Origin of the sequence: Listeria grayi DSM 20601 (genome assembly GCF_000148995.1) — a bacterium.
Taxonomy (GTDB): Bacteria; Bacillota; Bacilli; order Lactobacillales; family Listeriaceae; genus Listeria; species Listeria grayi.
On the sequence record NZ_GL538353.1, the window covers coordinates 337545 to 355259 of the forward strand.

Genomic DNA, 17715 nt, shown 5'->3' on the forward strand with positions numbered 1-17715 from the left:
GAGAAGTGAAGCTATGGCTTTACTTCTCTTTTTTTGACGGAAACATCAGCATACCAATTGCTTGAAATAAGCTTTTTGAGATTTCAAAGTGTCCGTAACGTAGCCTTGGCCGCACTTCTATCCACTCTGCTAATTGATTTAGTTCAGAAAGTGGAACCTCACGTTCTGGGTGGTAAAAAGAAACATCCTTGCGATAAGGGTGGAAATCCTCACCCATTGACACTTGATAGGGTTTCTCACTTACGATTTTCCCTAGCGCAATGATTCTTTGATAAGATTCCTTTCCTTCAAGGGATACTTTGGGAGCATAATAAAAGATAAAATCTCCGGGTTTCATTCTGACAAGTGGTGCGTGTTTTCCATGACAGAGCTGAGAAAAGCCGCCATCGACACCAAGCTCTACATGGTTCTTGCTCGCAACTCCGACCCAATATTTAGTCATCATCAGTTCCTCCTTCTAGAAATATATGAAGCAACTGATTGAATTCCATTTGTTTTTCCGCTAGTTTCCCGAAAAATTGGCTATCGATTCTTTCCACTACAGGTAAAGCTGCTGCTAATTTTCCGGAACCTTTTTCCGTTAAAGAAACGGCTTTGGCCCGTGTGTCTTTTTCAGATGGGAAGCGTATGATCCATTGTTTGTTTTCCATGTTTTTTAAGATGGTTGAGACTGTCATTACATCCATATCAGCATTTTGAGAAATATTTATCTGGGTGATCTCTGTATTAAATTGTTCCAAATAGCCAAGTGTTGCTAGAATAACGAATTGTGGATGTGTAAGCTCGATTTTTTGAAGTTCAGATTTTATTTTCCTGTGCCATAAGTTATAGACCCGGATAAAAGAGAAACCAATGGATGCGTCTGCATTTTCTCGGAAATGTGAAGGGAATTCATTCATCTGGAGGCCTCTACTAGTTGAGAGACAGAAGCAGGGACATCAGCAAATACTTGCTGTAAAAAATCGAGGCCTTTCTGAAGATCCAATCCTTCAATCGGGATAAGTTCGACAGAGTGACGAACAGAGGTGTGTCCATCTCTAAGAATTAATTCATGATAGAAATACAAATCGCCAAGCTTTGGAATCACTGTTTTATCGCAAAAACTTTTATCCGCCCGTACTTCAGTCAATTCAAACCTTAGAGGAGGCTGACCTAGTAGAGTCATTTGGCCAAATGTACCTGTTGCAAAGTCACCTTCCAGCGAAATACTTTCTAAATCAGATTCCCATTTATACCAATTTGTTATTTCCGCATACATTGGCCAGATTTTTTGGGGGGATAAGTCAGTGCTTAATTCAAATGTTAGTTTCATTAAATATCCTTCTTTCTTATTGTAAGTATACTTATAATATAAATACTTATTATTGATAAGTCAATTAAAAACAGAAAAAAACTGAATACTGATCATAGAAAGACTTTCTAAATGGTACATACTACTTTATTAGGAGAAGCAAGAAATTCAAATGTAAATAAGAGAAACAGTTTTTCATTTAGAAGGAATATACAAAAGCAGCCCCCATTATTGGAGGCTGCTCTATTTAGTTATATACCTAGGAAGAACGAGTTGTTTTATTTCAACCGAATATACTTATAACTATAAGGTGATCCAAAAGCATGTTTCTGAACACCGCTCAAGTTCGGATTTTGCAAGACAGCTGTTTTTCTTTGATAAAGTGGCAAGATCGCAGCATCATCGTCCAGTAGGATTTTTTCAGATTTAACGAAAGCATCCCAGCGAGCTTCCGGTTTGGTTGCCAGTGTTGTTTCTGTAGAGTTGACTAGTTTATCATAAGCTTTGCTGCTGTAGCCCATCGAGTTGTTGTAGTAATCCGATAAGAACAAGCTGCTATAAGTCCATGGGTCTTTGAAGTCAGGCATCCAAGCGTTTAGAGACATGTCATAGTTGCCGTCACGTGTAAACTGAGTAGCTGTTTTTGCCGGGATATTGCGGACATTGATTTTAAGGCCTGGCAAATTATTTTCCAATTGATCTTTGATATAAGCGAAGATCGTTTTTGTTGTATCTTGGTCATCGCCAAGCAAATCTAACGTGATTTCTTTTTTACCTAATTGTTTTTGAGCTTTGGCGAAATATGTCTTCGCTTCTGCTTTATTGTAAACAAGGTGATCGCCGCTGTCTTCACGGAAATCGGCTCCTGTTTTAGGGTTTTGAACAAAGTTTTTCGGTAAAAGCCCGTTGGCTGCAAAAGAGCCATCGCCTAATACTTGTTTTGTAAGGGTGTCTTTATCTACTGCTAAGCTGATCGCATGGCGCAGATCATTGTTTGCCAGTGGTGTTTTTTTGCCACTGCGTTTTTGGTTGAAACGTAGGTAGTTGATCAAGGCATCGTTTTCCGTTTGGAAATCTTTGCGATTTTTATATTGCTTGGCATAATCGCCGGAAAGTGGGGCACGATCTGCTTTTTTCGTTTCAAATAGGTTGACGCCAGCGTTGATGTCTTTTGCAACGCTCACGTGGATCTCGCCTACTTGTACGTTTTTCTTATCCCAATAGTGCTCGTTTTTTGCATATGTCCATTCCTTGCTAGTATTGCCTTTCCATTCTTTCATTACGAAAGGTCCATTATATAGTGTATGTTTCGCATCGGTACCATATTTATCGCCTTGTTTTTCCACGAAAGCTTGTTTTTCGGGGAAGAAAGTTTCAAATGACAGTAGTGAAATAAAGTATGGAACGGGTTTTTTCAGTGTGATGACAAGCGTATGATCATCTGGAGCTTTGACCGCAAGCTTGTCAGCCGGCATTTTCCCATCATTGATCGCTGTTGCGTTCTTGATAGAATCTTTGAATAGAGAAGCATAACCAGGAGCAGTCTTCGGATCAACGGCTCTGCGCCAAGCATAAATAAAATCATTCGCAGTAACAGCCGAACCATCGGACCATTTTGCATTTTTCTTCAGTTTGATTGTGTAAACCGTTTTGGCTTTGTTTGTCTTCGGCATGCCGTCAGCGACAGCAGGAACAAAATTATCTTTCTTATCTAAGCCGTAGAGCCCTTCGAAGACTTGATTTTGAGCGGTGAAACTTGTGAAATCCTCTTCATCCGTCGTGTTTAAAGTAAGTAATTCACTCGTTTCAAGGAAATTAACTTTTTTGGAAGCAGTGGAATTATTGCTGGAAGAAGTATCACTGTTTTTTTGACCACAGGCGGCGAGTAATAGGGCAAATGAGAGTGTGAGCAAAGATAAAAGCGCGACTTTCTTGAATAAGTTCATAGTATTTTTTCTCCTTAACTAATTAAATGTAAGTTAAGTATAATAATTCATAGTAAATTAGTCAACTTTAAAATCTGCTAATGAGTAATTACCATTTAATAATTGTTATCAAACGATAACGATATAATTTAGTATTTATGCTTATTAGAAAGTAAGTCGTATTTGTGCTAAAATGGAGGCGAAAATGACTTTGTTTTAACAACTTAGTAAAAAAATAATGGAGGCGTATGAAATGAAAGTCAGCATTTTTTCAACTTGTTTAGTCGATATGATGTTTCCGAATGTTGGGATCGCAATGGTGGAATGCTTAGAACGGCTTGGCTGCGAAACGGATTTTCCAGAGTCGCAAGTCTGCTGCGGGCAACCCACTTATAACAGCGGTTACATGGAAGATACTCGGAAAACATTGATCAATCAGCTCGAAGCATTCAAAGATTCGGAATATGTGGTCGGACCATCAGGTTCTTGCGTTGGGATGATGCGGGAATATGCGGAGATCTTTAAAGATGACCCCGAATATGCCGAGGCTGCTAAGGAATTGAGCGAGAAAACGTATGAGTTCAGCCAATTTATTTATCGTGTATTAGGGAAGACAAATGTAGGCGCAAAATTAGCGGGAAAAGCGACCTATCACCGTTCTTGTCATATGACGAGGATCTTGGGAGAACGCGAGGCACCATTTGAATTATTAAAAGAAGTAGAAGGTTTGGAAATGATTGCCTTGCCGCATGTGGAAAATTGTTGTGGATTCGGCGGAACTTTCTCCGTCAAAATGCCAGAGATCTCGGAACAAATGGTTTCCGAAAAAGTAGCAGATATCGTGGAAACGGATGCAGAGATCTTGATCAGCGCCGACATGGGTTGTTTAATGAATATCGGTGGAAAATTCAACCGCTTGGGAAAAGAAATCAAGATCATGCACATTGCCGAAGTCTTGAACAGCGGCGTTCAAAGCGAAGTAGCACTTTAAGGAGGAGAGATCATGGGACTTAGTACAAGTACAAAACCCTTTCAAGAACGCGTGGAAGAAGGAATCCAAGACAGCTTTATGCGTAAAGCTGTGGCTAAATCACAAGATGACCAATGGGTAAAACGGGAAGCTTCGCGGGAAAAATTAGGAAATTGGGAAGAATGGCGCGAAGTAGGCGAGCAAATCAGACAGCATACGCTAGAAAATCTCGATTACTATCTCGAAGAATTTAGTAAAAACGTTGTAAAAAATGGCGGAACGGTCTTTTTTGCACAAACGGAAAAAGAAGCAACGGATTATGTGAAAACCGTAGTCGAACAAAAACAAGCAAAAAAAATCGTCAAATCAAAATCCATGGTAACAACAGAGATCGATCTTGATAAACTATTATTAGAACTAGATGGAGTTTCCGTAATGGAGACCGATCTGGCAGAATTTATCTTGCAAATGGATGATTGGGATGAACCTTCCCACATCGTCTTTCCTGATATACATAAAAATCGGGAGCAGATCCGTAAAGTGTTTGAAGAAAAACTCGGTTATGATGGTGATAATGAACCGGTGCATATGGCAAGGTTTGCCAGAAAAGTACTGCGCGAATTTTTCTTAGAGGCGGATATCGGGATTACCGGCTGTAATTTTGCGGTCGCTAACAATGGAATGGTGAACTTAGTAACGAATGAAGGAAATGCTGATCTTTGTGAAAGTATCCCGGATACGCAAATCGTTTTGATGGGAATGGAACGGATCGTCCCGACCATGCAGGATGCGGAGATCATGGATAACCTATTATCACGTAGCGCAGTCGGTCAAAGCTTGACTAGCTATATTACTTTTTCCGGACCAAAACAAGCAGCAGAAGCGGACGGCCCCGAAGATTTTCATGTCGTGATCTTGGATAACAATCGCTCTAATGCTCTTGGTGGAGAATTTCAATCGGTCTTGCAATGTATCCGCTGCGGCTCATGTTTGAATGTCTGTCCCATCTACCGGACGATCGGCGGTCATGGCTACGGATCGATTTATCCCGGCCCGATCGGTGCTGTGCTATCGCCGGTATTAGGTGGTTACGAACAATTCGGCGAGTTGCCGTATGCTTCCAGTTTATGCGGGGCTTGTACAGAAACCTGCCCAGTCAAAATTCCGCTTCATGAACTATTGATCGCGCATCGTCGCGTTATGACGGACGAGCTGAAAATGAAGCACGGCTTTGAAAATCAGCAAATGAAATTTATCGCCAAAGCAACCGGCTCGCCATTTATGTTCCAGCAAGCACTCAAGTTTGCCCATGCAGGGGTCAAAGTGTTTGGTGTCAAACAAGATTACGCGATCGAAAACATGTATCAATTCGGCGGGTTTGTGACTGGTGGCGTAGGAATGATCAAAGGATGGACCTCCGTCCGCGATTTGCCAAGGCCACCAAAAGCGAAAGACAACTTCCGCAACTGGTACAAAAAGCACGAGCAAGGAGGGAAATCGAAATGAGTTCCAATCCAAACCAGGAAGCTTTTCTAAATAATATCGCCGCAAAACTAGGTCGCGAGCGCCGGACGGAAAAAGTAGAACGACCGCCTTATCTTCATACGGTAGTGGAAGAAACGCTACAAGATAAGAACCAAACGGAATTATTAGAAATCGCCAAAGAAGCATGCCAAACGATTCACACTGATGTGATCGAAACGACTTCCGAACATTTGTCTGCTGACTTGGCGAAACGTTTAGAATACTATCAAAATGGCAAAGTCATGGTAGCGCAAGATGAACGCTTTATTCAATTTGGGCTTAATCCTTTCTTGGAAAACGCCGTGCCGAATTGCGAGGTGAAAATCTGGAAAGCTGGCGACGAGAATCGGAAAACAAATATCGATACAGCGGCAGATACCAATATCGGAATTGCTTTTGCAGAATTTTTATTAGCAGAGAGTGGGACTGTAGTAGTTGAGTCCAGCCCGAACCAAGGCCGCTCTTTCCATTTCTTGCCGGAAAAATATATCGCGATCATTCCCAAATCGGTTATTGTGCCCCGTTCAACACAGGCAGCTAAATATTATGATGAACAGACAAACACGGGGCAAACCTATGGCTCTTCCATCAATTTCATTTCCGGTCCGTCCAATTCTGGCGATATCGAAATGCAATTGGTTGTAGGCGTGCACGGACCAATTGCGGTGACGTACGTCATAGTGACAGATAAGTGAAAAATAAAAAGTAACTCGTAATTAAATGAAAGTTAAATAATGACAAATGACTGTTCCAAATTTGAGCCAGTTATTTTTTCATTAAGAATAAAGTCTACACAAAGAGCCGGGGAAGAAAATCAAGAATACGATTTTCTTCTCCGGCTCTTCTTTATTATATAGAAGAAAAGGCCACATGCCTGACCCTTAAAATTCTTCCCTAGTAGACCTCATAATTCTGACCAGTCTGCGCACCTTCCACGCTCTTCAGATAAGCTAGCGCCACACGTTTAGCAGGAACAGCTTCAAAGCCGGCAAAGAAATCACCGTATTTGTCTAAAGATTCCTGCAAGACATTCGGACTGACGCTATTAATACGGATTCCGCGCGGCATTTCAATTGCTGCTGATTTAACGAAAGCTCTGATCCCTCCGTTCGCCATAGCGGCAGAAGCACCTTGCAGAATCGGATCATCCATCATGATGCCAGTTGTCAATGTAAAACTGCCACCGTCTTTCAGAGCATTTAACCCTAACAATACGAGATGGATCTGACCTTTCAACTTGCTCTCGATAGCCACATCATTGAGTTCCGGTGTCATTTCAGTAAGGGGTGCAAAATGTGCGCCGCCTGTCGCACTAATGACTGCATCTACTTGACCTACTTCCGCATACATTTTTTCGATGCTCGCCACAGAGGTGATATCGACATGGACATCGGCGTCATGTCTACTAGCACGAATGACTTCATGTTTCGCACCTAGTTCTTCGGCAACTGCTTGTCCAATCGTTCCACTTGCCCCAACAATCAATATTTTCACTATTTATCATCCTTCCTTTAAATAACGGCAACAAACGCCATTACTCCTCATACAACGTTTCTTCCCTGCCTTTTAAAACGGTAAACAATAACTCCCGGTTAGCTTTGAAATCAGGATGGATCGAGTAGATATGTGTTGTACCCTCTTTTTGAACGGCAATCAGTTTGGCGTTTTTGAGAACTTTGATATGGTGGGATAGGGTCGACTTGGAAATATGATACTTATTTTCCGTCACTCGCCGTTGTTTTTCTTCCAGTAAACATAAAAAGATGTCTAACCGGATTGGATCAGCAAGAGCTTGGAAAAAAGTTAATAATCGTTTTTTAGATAAAGCTGATAAATTGTCCATATTTCTATCATATCATAAATCCAGTTTCTTTTTCTTGCAGAAGACTTTCAGATATGCTACATTAACATAGTTCGATGAAAATCGAACTAATAAACTGGAAAGAAGGCCTATCCAAAATGATTTTTATCCAAGCACGTTTGACTGTCAAAACTGAAAAAATCGATACGTTTGTAGAAAAAGCTCAATCATTGATTGCTGCCTCTACTGCAGAAACAGGTAACGTACGCTATGAACTTGTAAAAGCTGTCGATCAACCAAACGTTTTCTATATGTTAGAACAATGGCAAGACGCTGCTGCTGTAGCAAGTCATAATGAAAGTGCGCATTTCAAGGGATTTTCAGAGCAAAGTGCCACATTACTAGAAGCAAAACCAGAAATTACTTTATTACAACCATTGAAAGAAGGAAATAACTAATGACCTATGTAAACAATGATTTTTCAGATATTATCTCCAATCGTCGCTCGATTCGCGAATTCGATCCAGAAGTAAAAATCTCCAATGAAGAAATGAAACAAATCATCAATGATACTGTAAAAGCTCCGTCTTCTGTCAACATGCAACCGTGGCGTTTTGTTGTCATCGAAAGCGCAGAAGGAAAAGAAAAATTGCGTCCGCTAATTCGTTTCAACCAACTGCAAAATGATACATCTGCCGCAATGATCGTCATTTTAGGCGACTTGGAACATTTTGAAAACGCGCACCGTATTTTTGACGAAGCAATTACGCGTGGCTTGATGCCTCAAGAAAGAAAAGACGAGCAAATGGCAAAATTGGAACCACTTTATAAAGTGATCCCCCAATCTGAGAAAAAACGCATCGCCATGATCGACGGCTCTTTGGCAGCAATGCAGCTTATGCTTACTGCTCGTGCGTATGGTTATGACACTAATCCGATCGGCGGATTTGAACGCGAAGAAGTTTTAGATACTTTCGGCTTTGATAAAGACCGCTATGAAGCGATCATGGTCGTTTCAATCGGAAAAGCAGTAGGTAAAGGCCACGAATCTTATCGCCTGCCCGCGGAAGAAATTACTTTTTGGAAATAAATGAGTTAAAACGCAAAGCAATTGTTTTGCGTTTTAATTTAGTTTGATCAGGGTAGAAATAGAATAATCAGTCAATCAAGGGGGAATTTCACATGCAATTAAAAGACAAAGTAGCAATCATTACAGGTGGCGCCAGCGGAATCGGTAAAGCAACCACAGAAAAATTTGTGAAAGAGGGCGCGAAAGTAGTGATCGCTGATTTTGCTGACCAAGGTGAAAGTGTCGCAGAATCATTTCGCAAAGCTGGGTATGATGTATTATTTGTTAAAACAGATGTAACGAAAGAGGAGGATGTCAAACATGTTATCGCTGAAGCAGTAGCAAAATTCGGTAAGCTAGATATTATGTTTGCCAACGCAGGTATTGCTGCAGATGACAATATTGACAAGCTGTCCTATGAAAAATGGCAACGTACGATCGATATCAATTTGAACGGGGTTTTCCTTTCTAATAAATATGCGATCGAACAAATGCGCAAACAAGGAACAGGTGGCTCGATCGTCAATGCAGGTTCGATCCACAGTCTTGCCGGTAAACCTGGCGTAACAGCGTATGCTTCTGCTAAAGGTGGCGTCAAATTGTTGACGCAGACGCTTGGAGCAACCTATGCGAAGGAAGGGATCCGCGTCAATGCTGTTGGACCCGGTTATATTGATACACCGCTTATTGAGGCAGCGCAAGGCGAATATCGCCAAGCTTTGGTCGATTTGCATCCAATGGGACGGTTAGGCAAACCGGAAGAAGTGGCAAATGCCGTTGCTTTCTTAGCAAGCGATGACGCTTCTTTCATCTCCGGAACGATCTTAGTAGTCGATGGTGGCTATACAGCTGTTTAACAGTATATTTTCCAAGGGCTTGTTGCTTCATGCAGCAGGTCCTTTTTTCATGAAAAGTTTCAGAAAGAGAGAATCGGGGTAAAAGTAAGCATTACTAAATTAAAAAGGGGCATATTTTGTTATGAAAGAAAAGAAGGTAAAAAAACAAAAATTTAAAATAAAGCCGGATGACATTACGATTGTTGACACGGACAAAGCAAAGAAAGCCGTTTTTGCTACTGGTCTTGGGAATGCAATGGAATGGTTTGACTTCGGTATTTATTCTTATCTAGCTGTTATTATTGGGAAAGTCTTTTTCCCGAATTTAGAAGGTACACTTCAATTAGTTTACACATTCGCCACGTTTGCGATCGCATTTATCATGCGTCCGATCGGTGGCTTCGTATTTGGTTATTTAGGTGATAAATGGGGAAGAAAACGCGTCTTGTCGATCACAATAATCATGATGGCGATTTCCACACTGTGTATCGGACTTATCCCAAGCTATCATTCGATCGGTATCACGGCTTCCTTCCTATTACTTGCTGCTCGGTTAGTACAAGGATTCTCAACGGGTGGAGAGTATTCTGGTGCAATGACCTTTATTGCAGAATCAGCGCCTGATAAAAAGCGCGGTATCTTAGGAAGTGGACTTGAAGTCGGAACGCTGACGGGTTATATTGCCGGTTCCGGTATCGTTACACTGATCACCTTTATCCTTGGCGATCAGCAAATGCTCGAATGGGGTTGGCGGATTCCGTTCTTCATTGCAGCGCCGATTGGCCTAGTCGGTTTATATCTCCGCTCTAATTTAGAAGAAACACCTGCCTTCCAAGAAATGGAAGAAGAACAAAGCAACGAGGAAAATAAAGGCGTCAGCTTGAAAGATATTTTCCGTTACCATAAGAAATTTCTCTTTGTAAGTGTCGTGATCGTTTGTTTCTTCAACGTAATCAACTACATGCTGCTTTCCTACATGCCATCACATTTAAATGCGGTATTAGGATATGGTAACTCTAAAAGTCTGATCATGTTGCTGATCGTTATGTTGCTGATGATACCATTTGTATTCTTAGCAGGTCATTTAAGTGATAAAGTAGGAAATAAGCGTGTGGTCCAAGTCGGACTTGTCGGCATTCTACTCTTTTCGATACCAGGATTTCTATTGATTCAAGCAGGCAATACAATCACTGTCTTCTTAGGATTGCTTTTACTAGCACTTTTCCTTTCCTGCTTTGAAGGTTCCTTGCCGTCGTTGCTACCGACACTATTCTTTACTGATGTACGTTATCGCGCTTTGTCGATCTCCTTTAATGTATCTGTTTCGATTTTTGGCGGGACGACGCCACTTGTTGCTTCCTTCTTGATCGAAAAAACAGGCAATAGCTTGATGCCAGCCTTTTACATGATGCTCGTCGCCCTTGTTGGGATCATCGTCATTACCTTTATGCTGAAAGATACTTCAGGCAAATCGCTACGAGGCTCCTTGCCAACTGTTGAAAGCGAGGAAGAAGTAGAAGAAGCTGTCGATAATCCGAAAGATTCGCTATGGTGGCGAAAAGAAGCAAAAGATATCAAAGAAAAAATGGACGAAAATGAATCTTGATCAAATGAAACGGAAGCCCCTGAGTGTAAAGACTTAGGGGCTTTTTTTGCGGGCGAAAAAACACTTCGTTACGTAATGTTTCATTTTCAGAAAAAATTTTAAAAAGAATGTCTTTTTATTGTTGCATGACTGTAACGTTCAACTGGTAAAGTTTTCTTAGAAAAAGGGGTGCATTTATGATCAATAAATTAATAATGACTGTGCTTATCATTGTCGTTAGCATAGGTGCTTTCACCTGGCCAACGTCAACAAAGGTAGAGGCAGCGGCAAAATATAAAATGATTACAACTGTTTCCGCAAATATTCGCACAAGTGATAATACCAAAGCGAAAGTAATTGGTTCTTATAAAAAGGGATTTGTAAAAACATTTACTGGCAAAACAAAAAACAATTGGTATAAAACATCATACAAAGGTAAGACCGGATATGTTTCAGGTAAGTGCTTGACTACATATAAAGCTAAAACCTTTAGTAATTTAAATAAAGAAGCAAAAAAATACTTAGGTGCTAAATATAAATACGGCGCTCGCGGACCAAAAAGCTTTGACTGTTCTGGCTATACAGGTTATGTCTATGAAAAATCAGTAAACAAAAAATTACCGCGTTCAGCAAAACAACAATATAAGAGCGCGAAAAAAGTGAAGAAAGCAAACCTTAAAAAAGGAGACCTAGTATTCTTCAATTATGGTAGCGGAATCGCTCATGTAGGAATCTACGTTGGTTCTGGCGAAATGATCAACGCAGAAAACAGCGGCGTTAAATACAGCAAGATTTCTTCCGGTTATTGGAAAAAATATATTGCTGGTTACGGACGCGTAGCTGAATTAAAATAAAAAACGACCTCTATTCTAATTTCAGAGATGAAGTTAGGATAGAGGTTTTTAAATGGAGAGCATGGGGAAACATTTCCGGAACTGGGAATGTTTTTCTTTACTTTCCCTATTGCCGGGTGTAAAATATTTGCGAACGTATATTCGTTTTTTGAAAGGAAGTTTTTTCATGGAAGCACTCATGAAAGAAAAATTAAACATATTACCTGAAGCGCCAGGTTGTTATATATATAAAGATGAAAACGGTGAGATTCTTTACATTGGCAAATCGAAATGCTTGAAAAAGCGAGTCCGGTCGTATTTTAATAAGACGCAAATCGGGAAAACGGCTCGTTTAGTGAGACTGATCAATGATTTAGAATATATCGTGACAGATTCCGAAAAAGAGGCATTGTTGCTTGAAATGTCTTTGATCCACACGTATAAACCACCCTTCAATATTCAGCTGAAAGATGGTACTAGCTATCCGTACATCAAGATCACCAATGAAAAAAATCCGATCATCGAGATCGTAATGGAAATCAAGCAGGACAAAGCCAAATACTTCGGACCTTATCCAAACCGTTATTCCGCGCGGCAGACTATGGAACTATTGCAACGGCTATATCCGCTTTGCCGTTGTGAGGGGAAGCTTGGCCGGCCTTGTCTATACTATCAAATGGGGCTTTGCATCGGACCTTGTGATCACGAAGTAACACCGGAAATGTATCAAAAGCAGATCACGAAGATCACTCAATTTTTAGAGGGGAAAGCATCGAAGGTCAAGCAACAGCTAAAGGTAGAAATGAAGCGTCAGATCGAAGCGCTTCATTTTGAACGGGCAGCTGAACTGCGGGATATTATTCTGGCAATCGAAGAAACAGTTGAGAAACAACATATTATTTTTGGCGATTTCAGCAGTCGGGATATCGTCGGTTATAGTGAAAGGAACGGGTACCGGAGCTTTCATGTCTTTTTCGTCCGCAATGGCGCGATCAATGGTAGAAAATGGGGGATCCTCTCACCTGATCAGCAACAGTCGATGGAAGAAGCGATCATTGCTTTTTATCAGCAGCCCAACAACATGTTGCCCAAAGAATTACTCATCCCGGCGGATTTGGATCAAAGTTATTTAAAAACGGCGCTAGGTATTCCGATCATAGTGCCAAAACGAGGAAAAAAACTGGAACAGGTTCATCTTGCTAACGAAAATAGCAGCAGTGCCTTACATGCGCATGCCCATTTACTCGAAAAGTTCCCTAATGGACTTAGAGAAGCAAAATAATTTTTATAATAGCGTTTACATCCTTGCTGTTGCTTGCTATGCTAGAGATAGAATGTAGAAAAAGTTAGGGAGTGGACAAATGGGAATCATCGCTTTTGATATTGGCGGTTCGGCAGTAAAATATGGTGTTTATGAGGCAGATGAATTACAAGCAAAAGGAAAGTTCACCACCCCGAAAGATTGGGAAACGATGCTGACACAACTGGAGGGGGTCTGTGCACAGATGCGGGTCGATTTTACTCTGACCGGAGCGGCTTTTAGTGTTCCCGGAGCAGTAGATCAAAGCCGTGGGCGTATTGACGGCATCAGCGCAGTTCCTTATATCCACGAAGTAGCGTTTGAACAAATTCTCCAAACGCGCCTTGGTATGCCTATTTCCTTGGAAAACGATGCTAATTGTGCAGCGCTTGCGGAAGTCTGGCTTGGAGCGGCGAAAAATAATCAAAATGTGCTAGTGGTCGTTGCGGGAAGCGGTATCGGTGGCGGAGTGATCATTGACCGTCAGCTACAGCGTGGAGCGCACCTGTATGGCGGCGAATTCGGGATCATGGTACTTGATCGTGGAAAGACTTTCAGCGAGCTAGGAACGCCTGTCGCGATGGCGAGACGCTATTCCATAGCAATGGGGAAAACTTACAGTGGAGAAGAAGTTTTTGCGCTTGCAGAAGCGGGGGAAGAGTCAGCGAAAGCCGAAGTGGAAAAATTTTATCACTTTTTGACACTGGGATTGTATAATCTGCAATTTATGCTCGATCCCGAAAAAATTATTTTAGGTGGCGGAGTAACTGCCAAAGCAGGGTTGAAGCAAGAGATAGATCGGCGGATGCGCTTGTTCTGCGAAGCGATGAAACTAACAGATTTTGATCCGATCATTGAGATCTGCCACTTTAAAAATGATGCCAATCTGATCGGCGCGGTGGCTAACTTTCTTGAAAAGCAAAAAAAATATTCCAATGCCTGAATGTGCATGATAAAAGACTTGAATCACTTCAAGTCTTTTGTCGTTTATAAATAACCTAGTTCTGCATATCGGTCATGAATAGCATGCGCCAAAGTCGCTTTGATCGTGATCCCATCAAAATCGATTCCCAGCTGCACCGCTGTTTGCGCGATTTCTGGACGAACACCAGACAAAACCGTGTCGATTCCAACAAGGTGCAACATGTCCAGCAAAGTAAATAATTTTTGCGCGAGATTCGTATTGACGAGTGTCACAGCCGAAAGATCGATCATTAAACAGCTGATTTGTTTTTCCACACATTGATCTAACACATTATCGGCAAAATTTGTTCCCCGCTCTGTGTCCAAGTAGCCCATTAATGGCAAAATAGAAGTATACTCTGTCAGGGCAATGACCGGTGAACTCAATTCATTGATCATTGCTTGCTGTGAACGCAGTCGTTTTTCTGCAAATTGTTGCTGCTTTTCTAAAAAAGCAAGGATGATTTTTTCCATATGCATGTAGATCGAAGTGGTCCAGGCATATAGATCTTCTGCCGAATAAGAAGTACAGTTGCTTTGATAAAATGTATTTATCGCTTCTATGTAATTTCCTTGAAGTCGATAAAATGCGGAAATAATAAAGTGAATAGGTGTCTGCAAGTACTCGATCTCCGTTGAGATCATTCTCAGCCAGTTGTCCAAATCTTTTTGGAAGCTGGCCGCATCTTCTGTAAACGTTCGAGCTAACAAGCCATTTAATTCATTGTTTTTCGTTTGGATAGCCCGTATCAGCGCCGTTGTATAAATGACAGAAAGATCATCTTTGTCACCTTGATCAAGCGCTTCTATCCAATTGTCTGCTAAGGAATGAGCATTATCTTCTAAGTATTCGTACAAATGTTGGTTCGTTAACACAAAACCCCTCCTTTTATATGTCTACTTATTAGTATACTAAAAAATAGTAAAAAGTATACGGAAAGCAGATCATTTAGCATATTGACAATTGTCGGCGCTAGAGGTAAATTAAGAACGCACGGACAGTGAATAGGAAGGGTGTCAAAATGAAGAGAAAAGGTATCTGGCTGCTTAGCATTACAGTGGCAGCACTATTGGTATTAGCTGGTTGTGGGGAAGAAAAGAAAAAAGTGGAATTAAAAGATGAACCCTATATCAAATCGGAAGTGATCATGGGCACGATCGTCAAGTTAAAAGTATACGACAAGGACAAAGAGGCAGCCCTTGATAAAGGTTTTAAACGCATTCGTGAATTAGCGATCAAAATCGATATCAATAATGAATTCAAACAAGAATCTGAAGTCGATAAAATCAATGCTGCAAGCGGGATAAAACCTGTTTCAGTAGATAAAAATATCTATAAACTGATCAAGCGGGGTATTCTGTACAGTAAAGAAACCGGCGGAAGCAAAGACATTACGATCGGACCGATCACCTTACTGTGGCATATCGGTTTCCCAGATGCAAAAAAACCGACGGATAAAGAAATCAAGGAACGTCTGCCGTTAGTCGGTTATCAAAATGTGGTTCTGAACGATAAAGAGCATAGCGTTTTCCTTAAGAAAAAAGGGATGAAGCTTGATCTAGGAGGCATCGCCAAAGGCTTTATTGCCGATGAAGTACAGAAAGTCTTTAATAAAGAAGGCGTGCAGTCTTCGATTATTGATCTAGGCGGCAACGTGCTTATCCATGGGAATAGCCCAAGTGGCGATGTTTTCAAAGTCGGGATACAGGATCCGTTTTCCTCACGTGGTCAGCTGATCGGCTACTTGCCGGCGCATAACAAATCGATCGTCACATCAGGTATCTATGAACGTTATTTGGAAGCGGACGGTGTGAAGTATCATCATTTATTTGATCCGAAAACCGGCTATCCATTCAAAAACAACATTGCCGGTGTATCGATCATATCTGACAAATCGCTGACAGGTGACGGCTTATCCTCGGCAGCATTTTCGGAAGGGATAAAAAACGGACTTGCTTTTATTGAAAAACAAAAAGGCGTGGAAGCAATTTTTGTCAGCAAAGATAAGAAAGTATATATCACCTCTGGCTTAAAAGGGAAGTTTCATTTGACAGCTAAGAATTTTCATATGGCGAAATAAAATCAGGACACCTGTAGGTCTTACAGGTGTCTCTTTGGAAACGAAATATTCGCACAATTAAAAATTTTTAGTTGAAAAATTCTGCTTTAGATGTTACCCTAACAATACAGAATTGGAGGTTTTCATATGAGTGATGGGAGTCATTCTCCGTTTAGACGGAAAATATTTACAAAAGATACAATTGTAGAAGGGAAATTGAAAAAAAGCTTAGGAGCGTTTGACTTAACGATGTTAGGTGTCGGCGCAGTAGTTGGATCAGGGATTTTTATTTTACCTGGCGAGATCGCTTCGGTGGTTTCCGGTCCAGCGATCGTTATTTCATTTATCATTGCAGGGATCGCCTGTTGTTTAGCGGCACTCTGTTATTCCGAATTTGCATCAAAGCTGCCCATTGCGGGAAGTGCTTATACATATAGCTATTATGTTTTTGGAGAAATTTTTGCCTGGATCATTGGCTGGGCGCTGCTACTTGAGTATGGTCTAGCAGTCGCTGCGGTCGCAAGTGGCTGGTCGTCCTATATGCAAAGTCTGCTTGCAGGATTCCATGTAGAGATTCCAAAGCTGATCGCTGGCTCTTACAATCCGGCCACCGGTACGTATTTCGACTTGCTTGCCTTTGTCGTTGTGATCGTGATCGGCGTCTTGCTGAGTCTAGGGATCAGAGAATCAACGCGTGTCAATAATATTATGGTGATCGTTAAATTAGCGGTCGTTGTTCTCTTTATCGTTGTCGGCGCATTTTATGTAAAGCCCGACAACTGGCAGCCGTTCATGCCGTTCGGCTTTAAAGGAATCATTACCGGTGCTTCGATGGTGTTCTTTGCCTATATAGGTTTTGATGCTGTTTCGACCGCCTCGGAAGAAGTCAAGAATCCGCAGAAAAATATGCCGATCGGGATCATTTCATCGCTATTTATCTGTACACTGCTCTATATTCTACTGTCTGCAGTACTGACAGGGATCATCCACTATGACTTGCTGAAAGATGTGAGCGCACCGGTTGCTTTTGCCCTGCAAGCAATCAATCAAAACTGGTTCGCCGGTCTGCTGTCGTTAGGAGCGATCGTCGGGATGACAACTGTTATCCTGGTTATGTCTTATGGTGGGACGCGCTTGATTTATGCAATGGGTCGTGACGGCTTGCTGCCGAAAACATTCGCGAAAGTAAACAGTAATAATACCCCGGTAGTCAATACGTTGATTTTTGCGACTGTGATGGGTATCATCGCTGGTTTAGTCCCACTGACGAAATTAGCGGAATTGATCAATATCGGTACATTATTTGCTTTTGCTATGGTATCATTAGGTATATTCTTCTTGAGAAATAATAAACATATTCCGGATACTGGTTTTAAAACACCATTTTATCCGGTGGTACCGGCACTTTCTCTCTTACTGTGTGTGTATCTGATCATCAACCTTTCTGGTATCACCTTGATTGCTTTTGCAATTTGGTTTGTAGTCGGCTTGATCGTGTATTTCTCATTTGGTGTATGGCATTCGAAATTAAGAGATGAGAAAAGGATCTGAGAAATAA

General features: G+C 41.3%; 19 protein-coding genes. 12 read left to right on the forward strand and 7 right to left on the reverse strand.

Annotation, left to right across the window (positions count from 1 at the left end; all coding sequences use genetic code 11):
- Window positions 1-19: 19 nt before the first annotated feature.
- From HMPREF0556_RS09080 to HMPREF0556_RS09095, 4 genes are all read right to left on the reverse strand, one after another.
- Entirely contained in the window at window positions 20-442 is a 423-nt protein-coding gene (locus tag HMPREF0556_RS09080; protein WP_036103299.1) for an EVE domain-containing protein, read from the reverse strand.
- Complete coding sequence (locus tag HMPREF0556_RS09085) at window positions 435-899, reverse strand: MarR family winged helix-turn-helix transcriptional regulator (protein ID WP_003757865.1); 465 nt, start codon at window positions 897-899, stop codon at window positions 435-437. The genes HMPREF0556_RS09080 and HMPREF0556_RS09085 overlap by 8 nt, the downstream gene beginning before the upstream one ends.
- Window positions 896-1312 carry an SRPBCC family protein gene (locus HMPREF0556_RS09090; protein ID WP_003757866.1) on the reverse strand — a complete coding sequence of 139 codons (417 nt, stop codon included), beginning with the start codon at window positions 1310-1312 and terminating at the stop codon, window positions 896-898. Before HMPREF0556_RS09090 ends, HMPREF0556_RS09085 begins: the two co-directional genes overlap by 4 nt.
- 257 nt (window positions 1313-1569) lie before the next feature.
- Entirely contained in the window at window positions 1570-3237 is a 1668-nt protein-coding gene (locus tag HMPREF0556_RS09095) for a peptide ABC transporter substrate-binding protein (protein WP_003757869.1), read from the reverse strand.
- 232 nt (window positions 3238-3469) lie between these two features.
- Here HMPREF0556_RS09095 and HMPREF0556_RS09100 point away from each other — a divergent pair, with 232 nt between their 5' ends.
- From HMPREF0556_RS09100 to HMPREF0556_RS09110, 3 genes are read left to right on the forward strand one after another with little or no spacing between them, the layout of a single operon-like run.
- Window positions 3470-4207 (forward strand): (Fe-S)-binding protein, encoded by a 738-nt coding sequence (locus HMPREF0556_RS09100; RefSeq protein WP_036108452.1) that lies wholly within the window; start codon window positions 3470-3472, stop codon window positions 4205-4207.
- Between the two features lie 12 nt (window positions 4208-4219).
- The gene (locus tag HMPREF0556_RS09105; protein ID WP_003757874.1) at window positions 4220-5692 is read left to right on the forward strand and encodes a LutB/LldF family L-lactate oxidation iron-sulfur protein; all 1473 of its coding nucleotides are present in this window, start codon (window positions 4220-4222) and stop codon (window positions 5690-5692) included.
- Window positions 5689-6405 (forward strand): LutC/YkgG family protein, encoded by a 717-nt coding sequence (locus HMPREF0556_RS09110; protein ID WP_003757875.1) that lies wholly within the window; start codon window positions 5689-5691, stop codon window positions 6403-6405. Before HMPREF0556_RS09105 ends, HMPREF0556_RS09110 begins: the two co-directional genes overlap by 4 nt.
- A gap of 199 nt (window positions 6406-6604) precedes the next feature.
- On the opposite strand, the gene HMPREF0556_RS09115 is transcribed toward HMPREF0556_RS09110, so the two are convergent.
- The gene (locus HMPREF0556_RS09115; RefSeq protein ID WP_003757876.1) at window positions 6605-7204 is read right to left on the reverse strand and encodes a short chain dehydrogenase; all 600 of its coding nucleotides are present in this window, start codon (window positions 7202-7204) and stop codon (window positions 6605-6607) included.
- A 40-nt stretch (window positions 7205-7244) separates the two neighbouring features.
- Complete coding sequence (locus tag HMPREF0556_RS09120) at window positions 7245-7553, reverse strand: ArsR/SmtB family transcription factor (RefSeq protein WP_003757877.1); 309 nt, start codon at window positions 7551-7553, stop codon at window positions 7245-7247.
- A 116-nt stretch (window positions 7554-7669) separates the two neighbouring features.
- Between HMPREF0556_RS09120 and HMPREF0556_RS09125 the strand changes: the two genes are divergently transcribed.
- The 7 genes from HMPREF0556_RS09125 to HMPREF0556_RS09155 all read left to right on the forward strand — a co-directional run bounded on the left by HMPREF0556_RS09125 (window position 7670) and on the right by HMPREF0556_RS09155 (window position 14077).
- On the forward strand, window positions 7670-7969 hold the full coding sequence (locus HMPREF0556_RS09125) for a putative quinol monooxygenase (protein WP_040486701.1): 300 nt from the start codon (window positions 7670-7672) through the stop codon (window positions 7967-7969).
- A complete protein-coding gene (locus HMPREF0556_RS09130) occupies window positions 7969-8601 on the forward strand; it encodes a nitroreductase family protein (protein WP_003757880.1) in 633 nt (210 codons plus the stop codon). Before HMPREF0556_RS09125 ends, HMPREF0556_RS09130 begins: the two co-directional genes overlap by 1 nt.
- A 92-nt stretch (window positions 8602-8693) precedes the next feature.
- Window positions 8694-9437 (forward strand): SDR family NAD(P)-dependent oxidoreductase, encoded by a 744-nt coding sequence (locus HMPREF0556_RS09135; RefSeq protein ID WP_003757883.1) that lies wholly within the window; start codon window positions 8694-8696, stop codon window positions 9435-9437.
- 121 nt (window positions 9438-9558) lie between these two features.
- Window positions 9559-11022: an MFS transporter gene (locus HMPREF0556_RS09140; protein WP_003757885.1), complete on the forward strand. Its 1464-nt coding sequence runs from the start codon at window positions 9559-9561 to the stop codon at window positions 11020-11022.
- A gap of 194 nt (window positions 11023-11216) precedes the next feature.
- Window positions 11217-11855, forward strand: coding sequence for an NlpC/P60 family protein (locus tag HMPREF0556_RS09145; RefSeq protein WP_376701033.1), 639 nt, complete (start codon window positions 11217-11219; stop codon window positions 11853-11855).
- Between the two features lie 166 nt (window positions 11856-12021).
- The gene (gene uvrC, locus HMPREF0556_RS09150) at window positions 12022-13116 is read left to right on the forward strand and encodes an excinuclease ABC subunit UvrC (protein ID WP_040486845.1); all 1095 of its coding nucleotides are present in this window, start codon (window positions 12022-12024) and stop codon (window positions 13114-13116) included.
- Between the two features lie 79 nt (window positions 13117-13195).
- Entirely contained in the window at window positions 13196-14077 is an 882-nt protein-coding gene (locus tag HMPREF0556_RS09155) for an ROK family protein (RefSeq protein WP_003757892.1), read from the forward strand.
- Window positions 14078-14121: 44 nt separating this feature from the next.
- Here HMPREF0556_RS09155 and HMPREF0556_RS09160 read toward each other — a convergent pair whose 3' ends face one another.
- Window positions 14122-14973, reverse strand: coding sequence for an STAS domain-containing protein (locus HMPREF0556_RS09160; RefSeq protein ID WP_003757894.1), 852 nt, complete (start codon window positions 14971-14973; stop codon window positions 14122-14124).
- 146 nt (window positions 14974-15119) lie between these two features.
- Between HMPREF0556_RS09160 and HMPREF0556_RS09165 the strand changes: the two genes are divergently transcribed.
- A complete protein-coding gene (locus HMPREF0556_RS09165) occupies window positions 15120-16178 on the forward strand; it encodes an FAD:protein FMN transferase (protein WP_040486703.1) in 1059 nt (352 codons plus the stop codon).
- A 126-nt stretch (window positions 16179-16304) separates the two neighbouring features.
- The gene (locus HMPREF0556_RS09170; RefSeq protein WP_003757896.1) at window positions 16305-17708 is read left to right on the forward strand and encodes an amino acid permease; all 1404 of its coding nucleotides are present in this window, start codon (window positions 16305-16307) and stop codon (window positions 17706-17708) included.
- The last annotated feature ends 7 nt before the right edge of the window (window positions 17709-17715 follow it).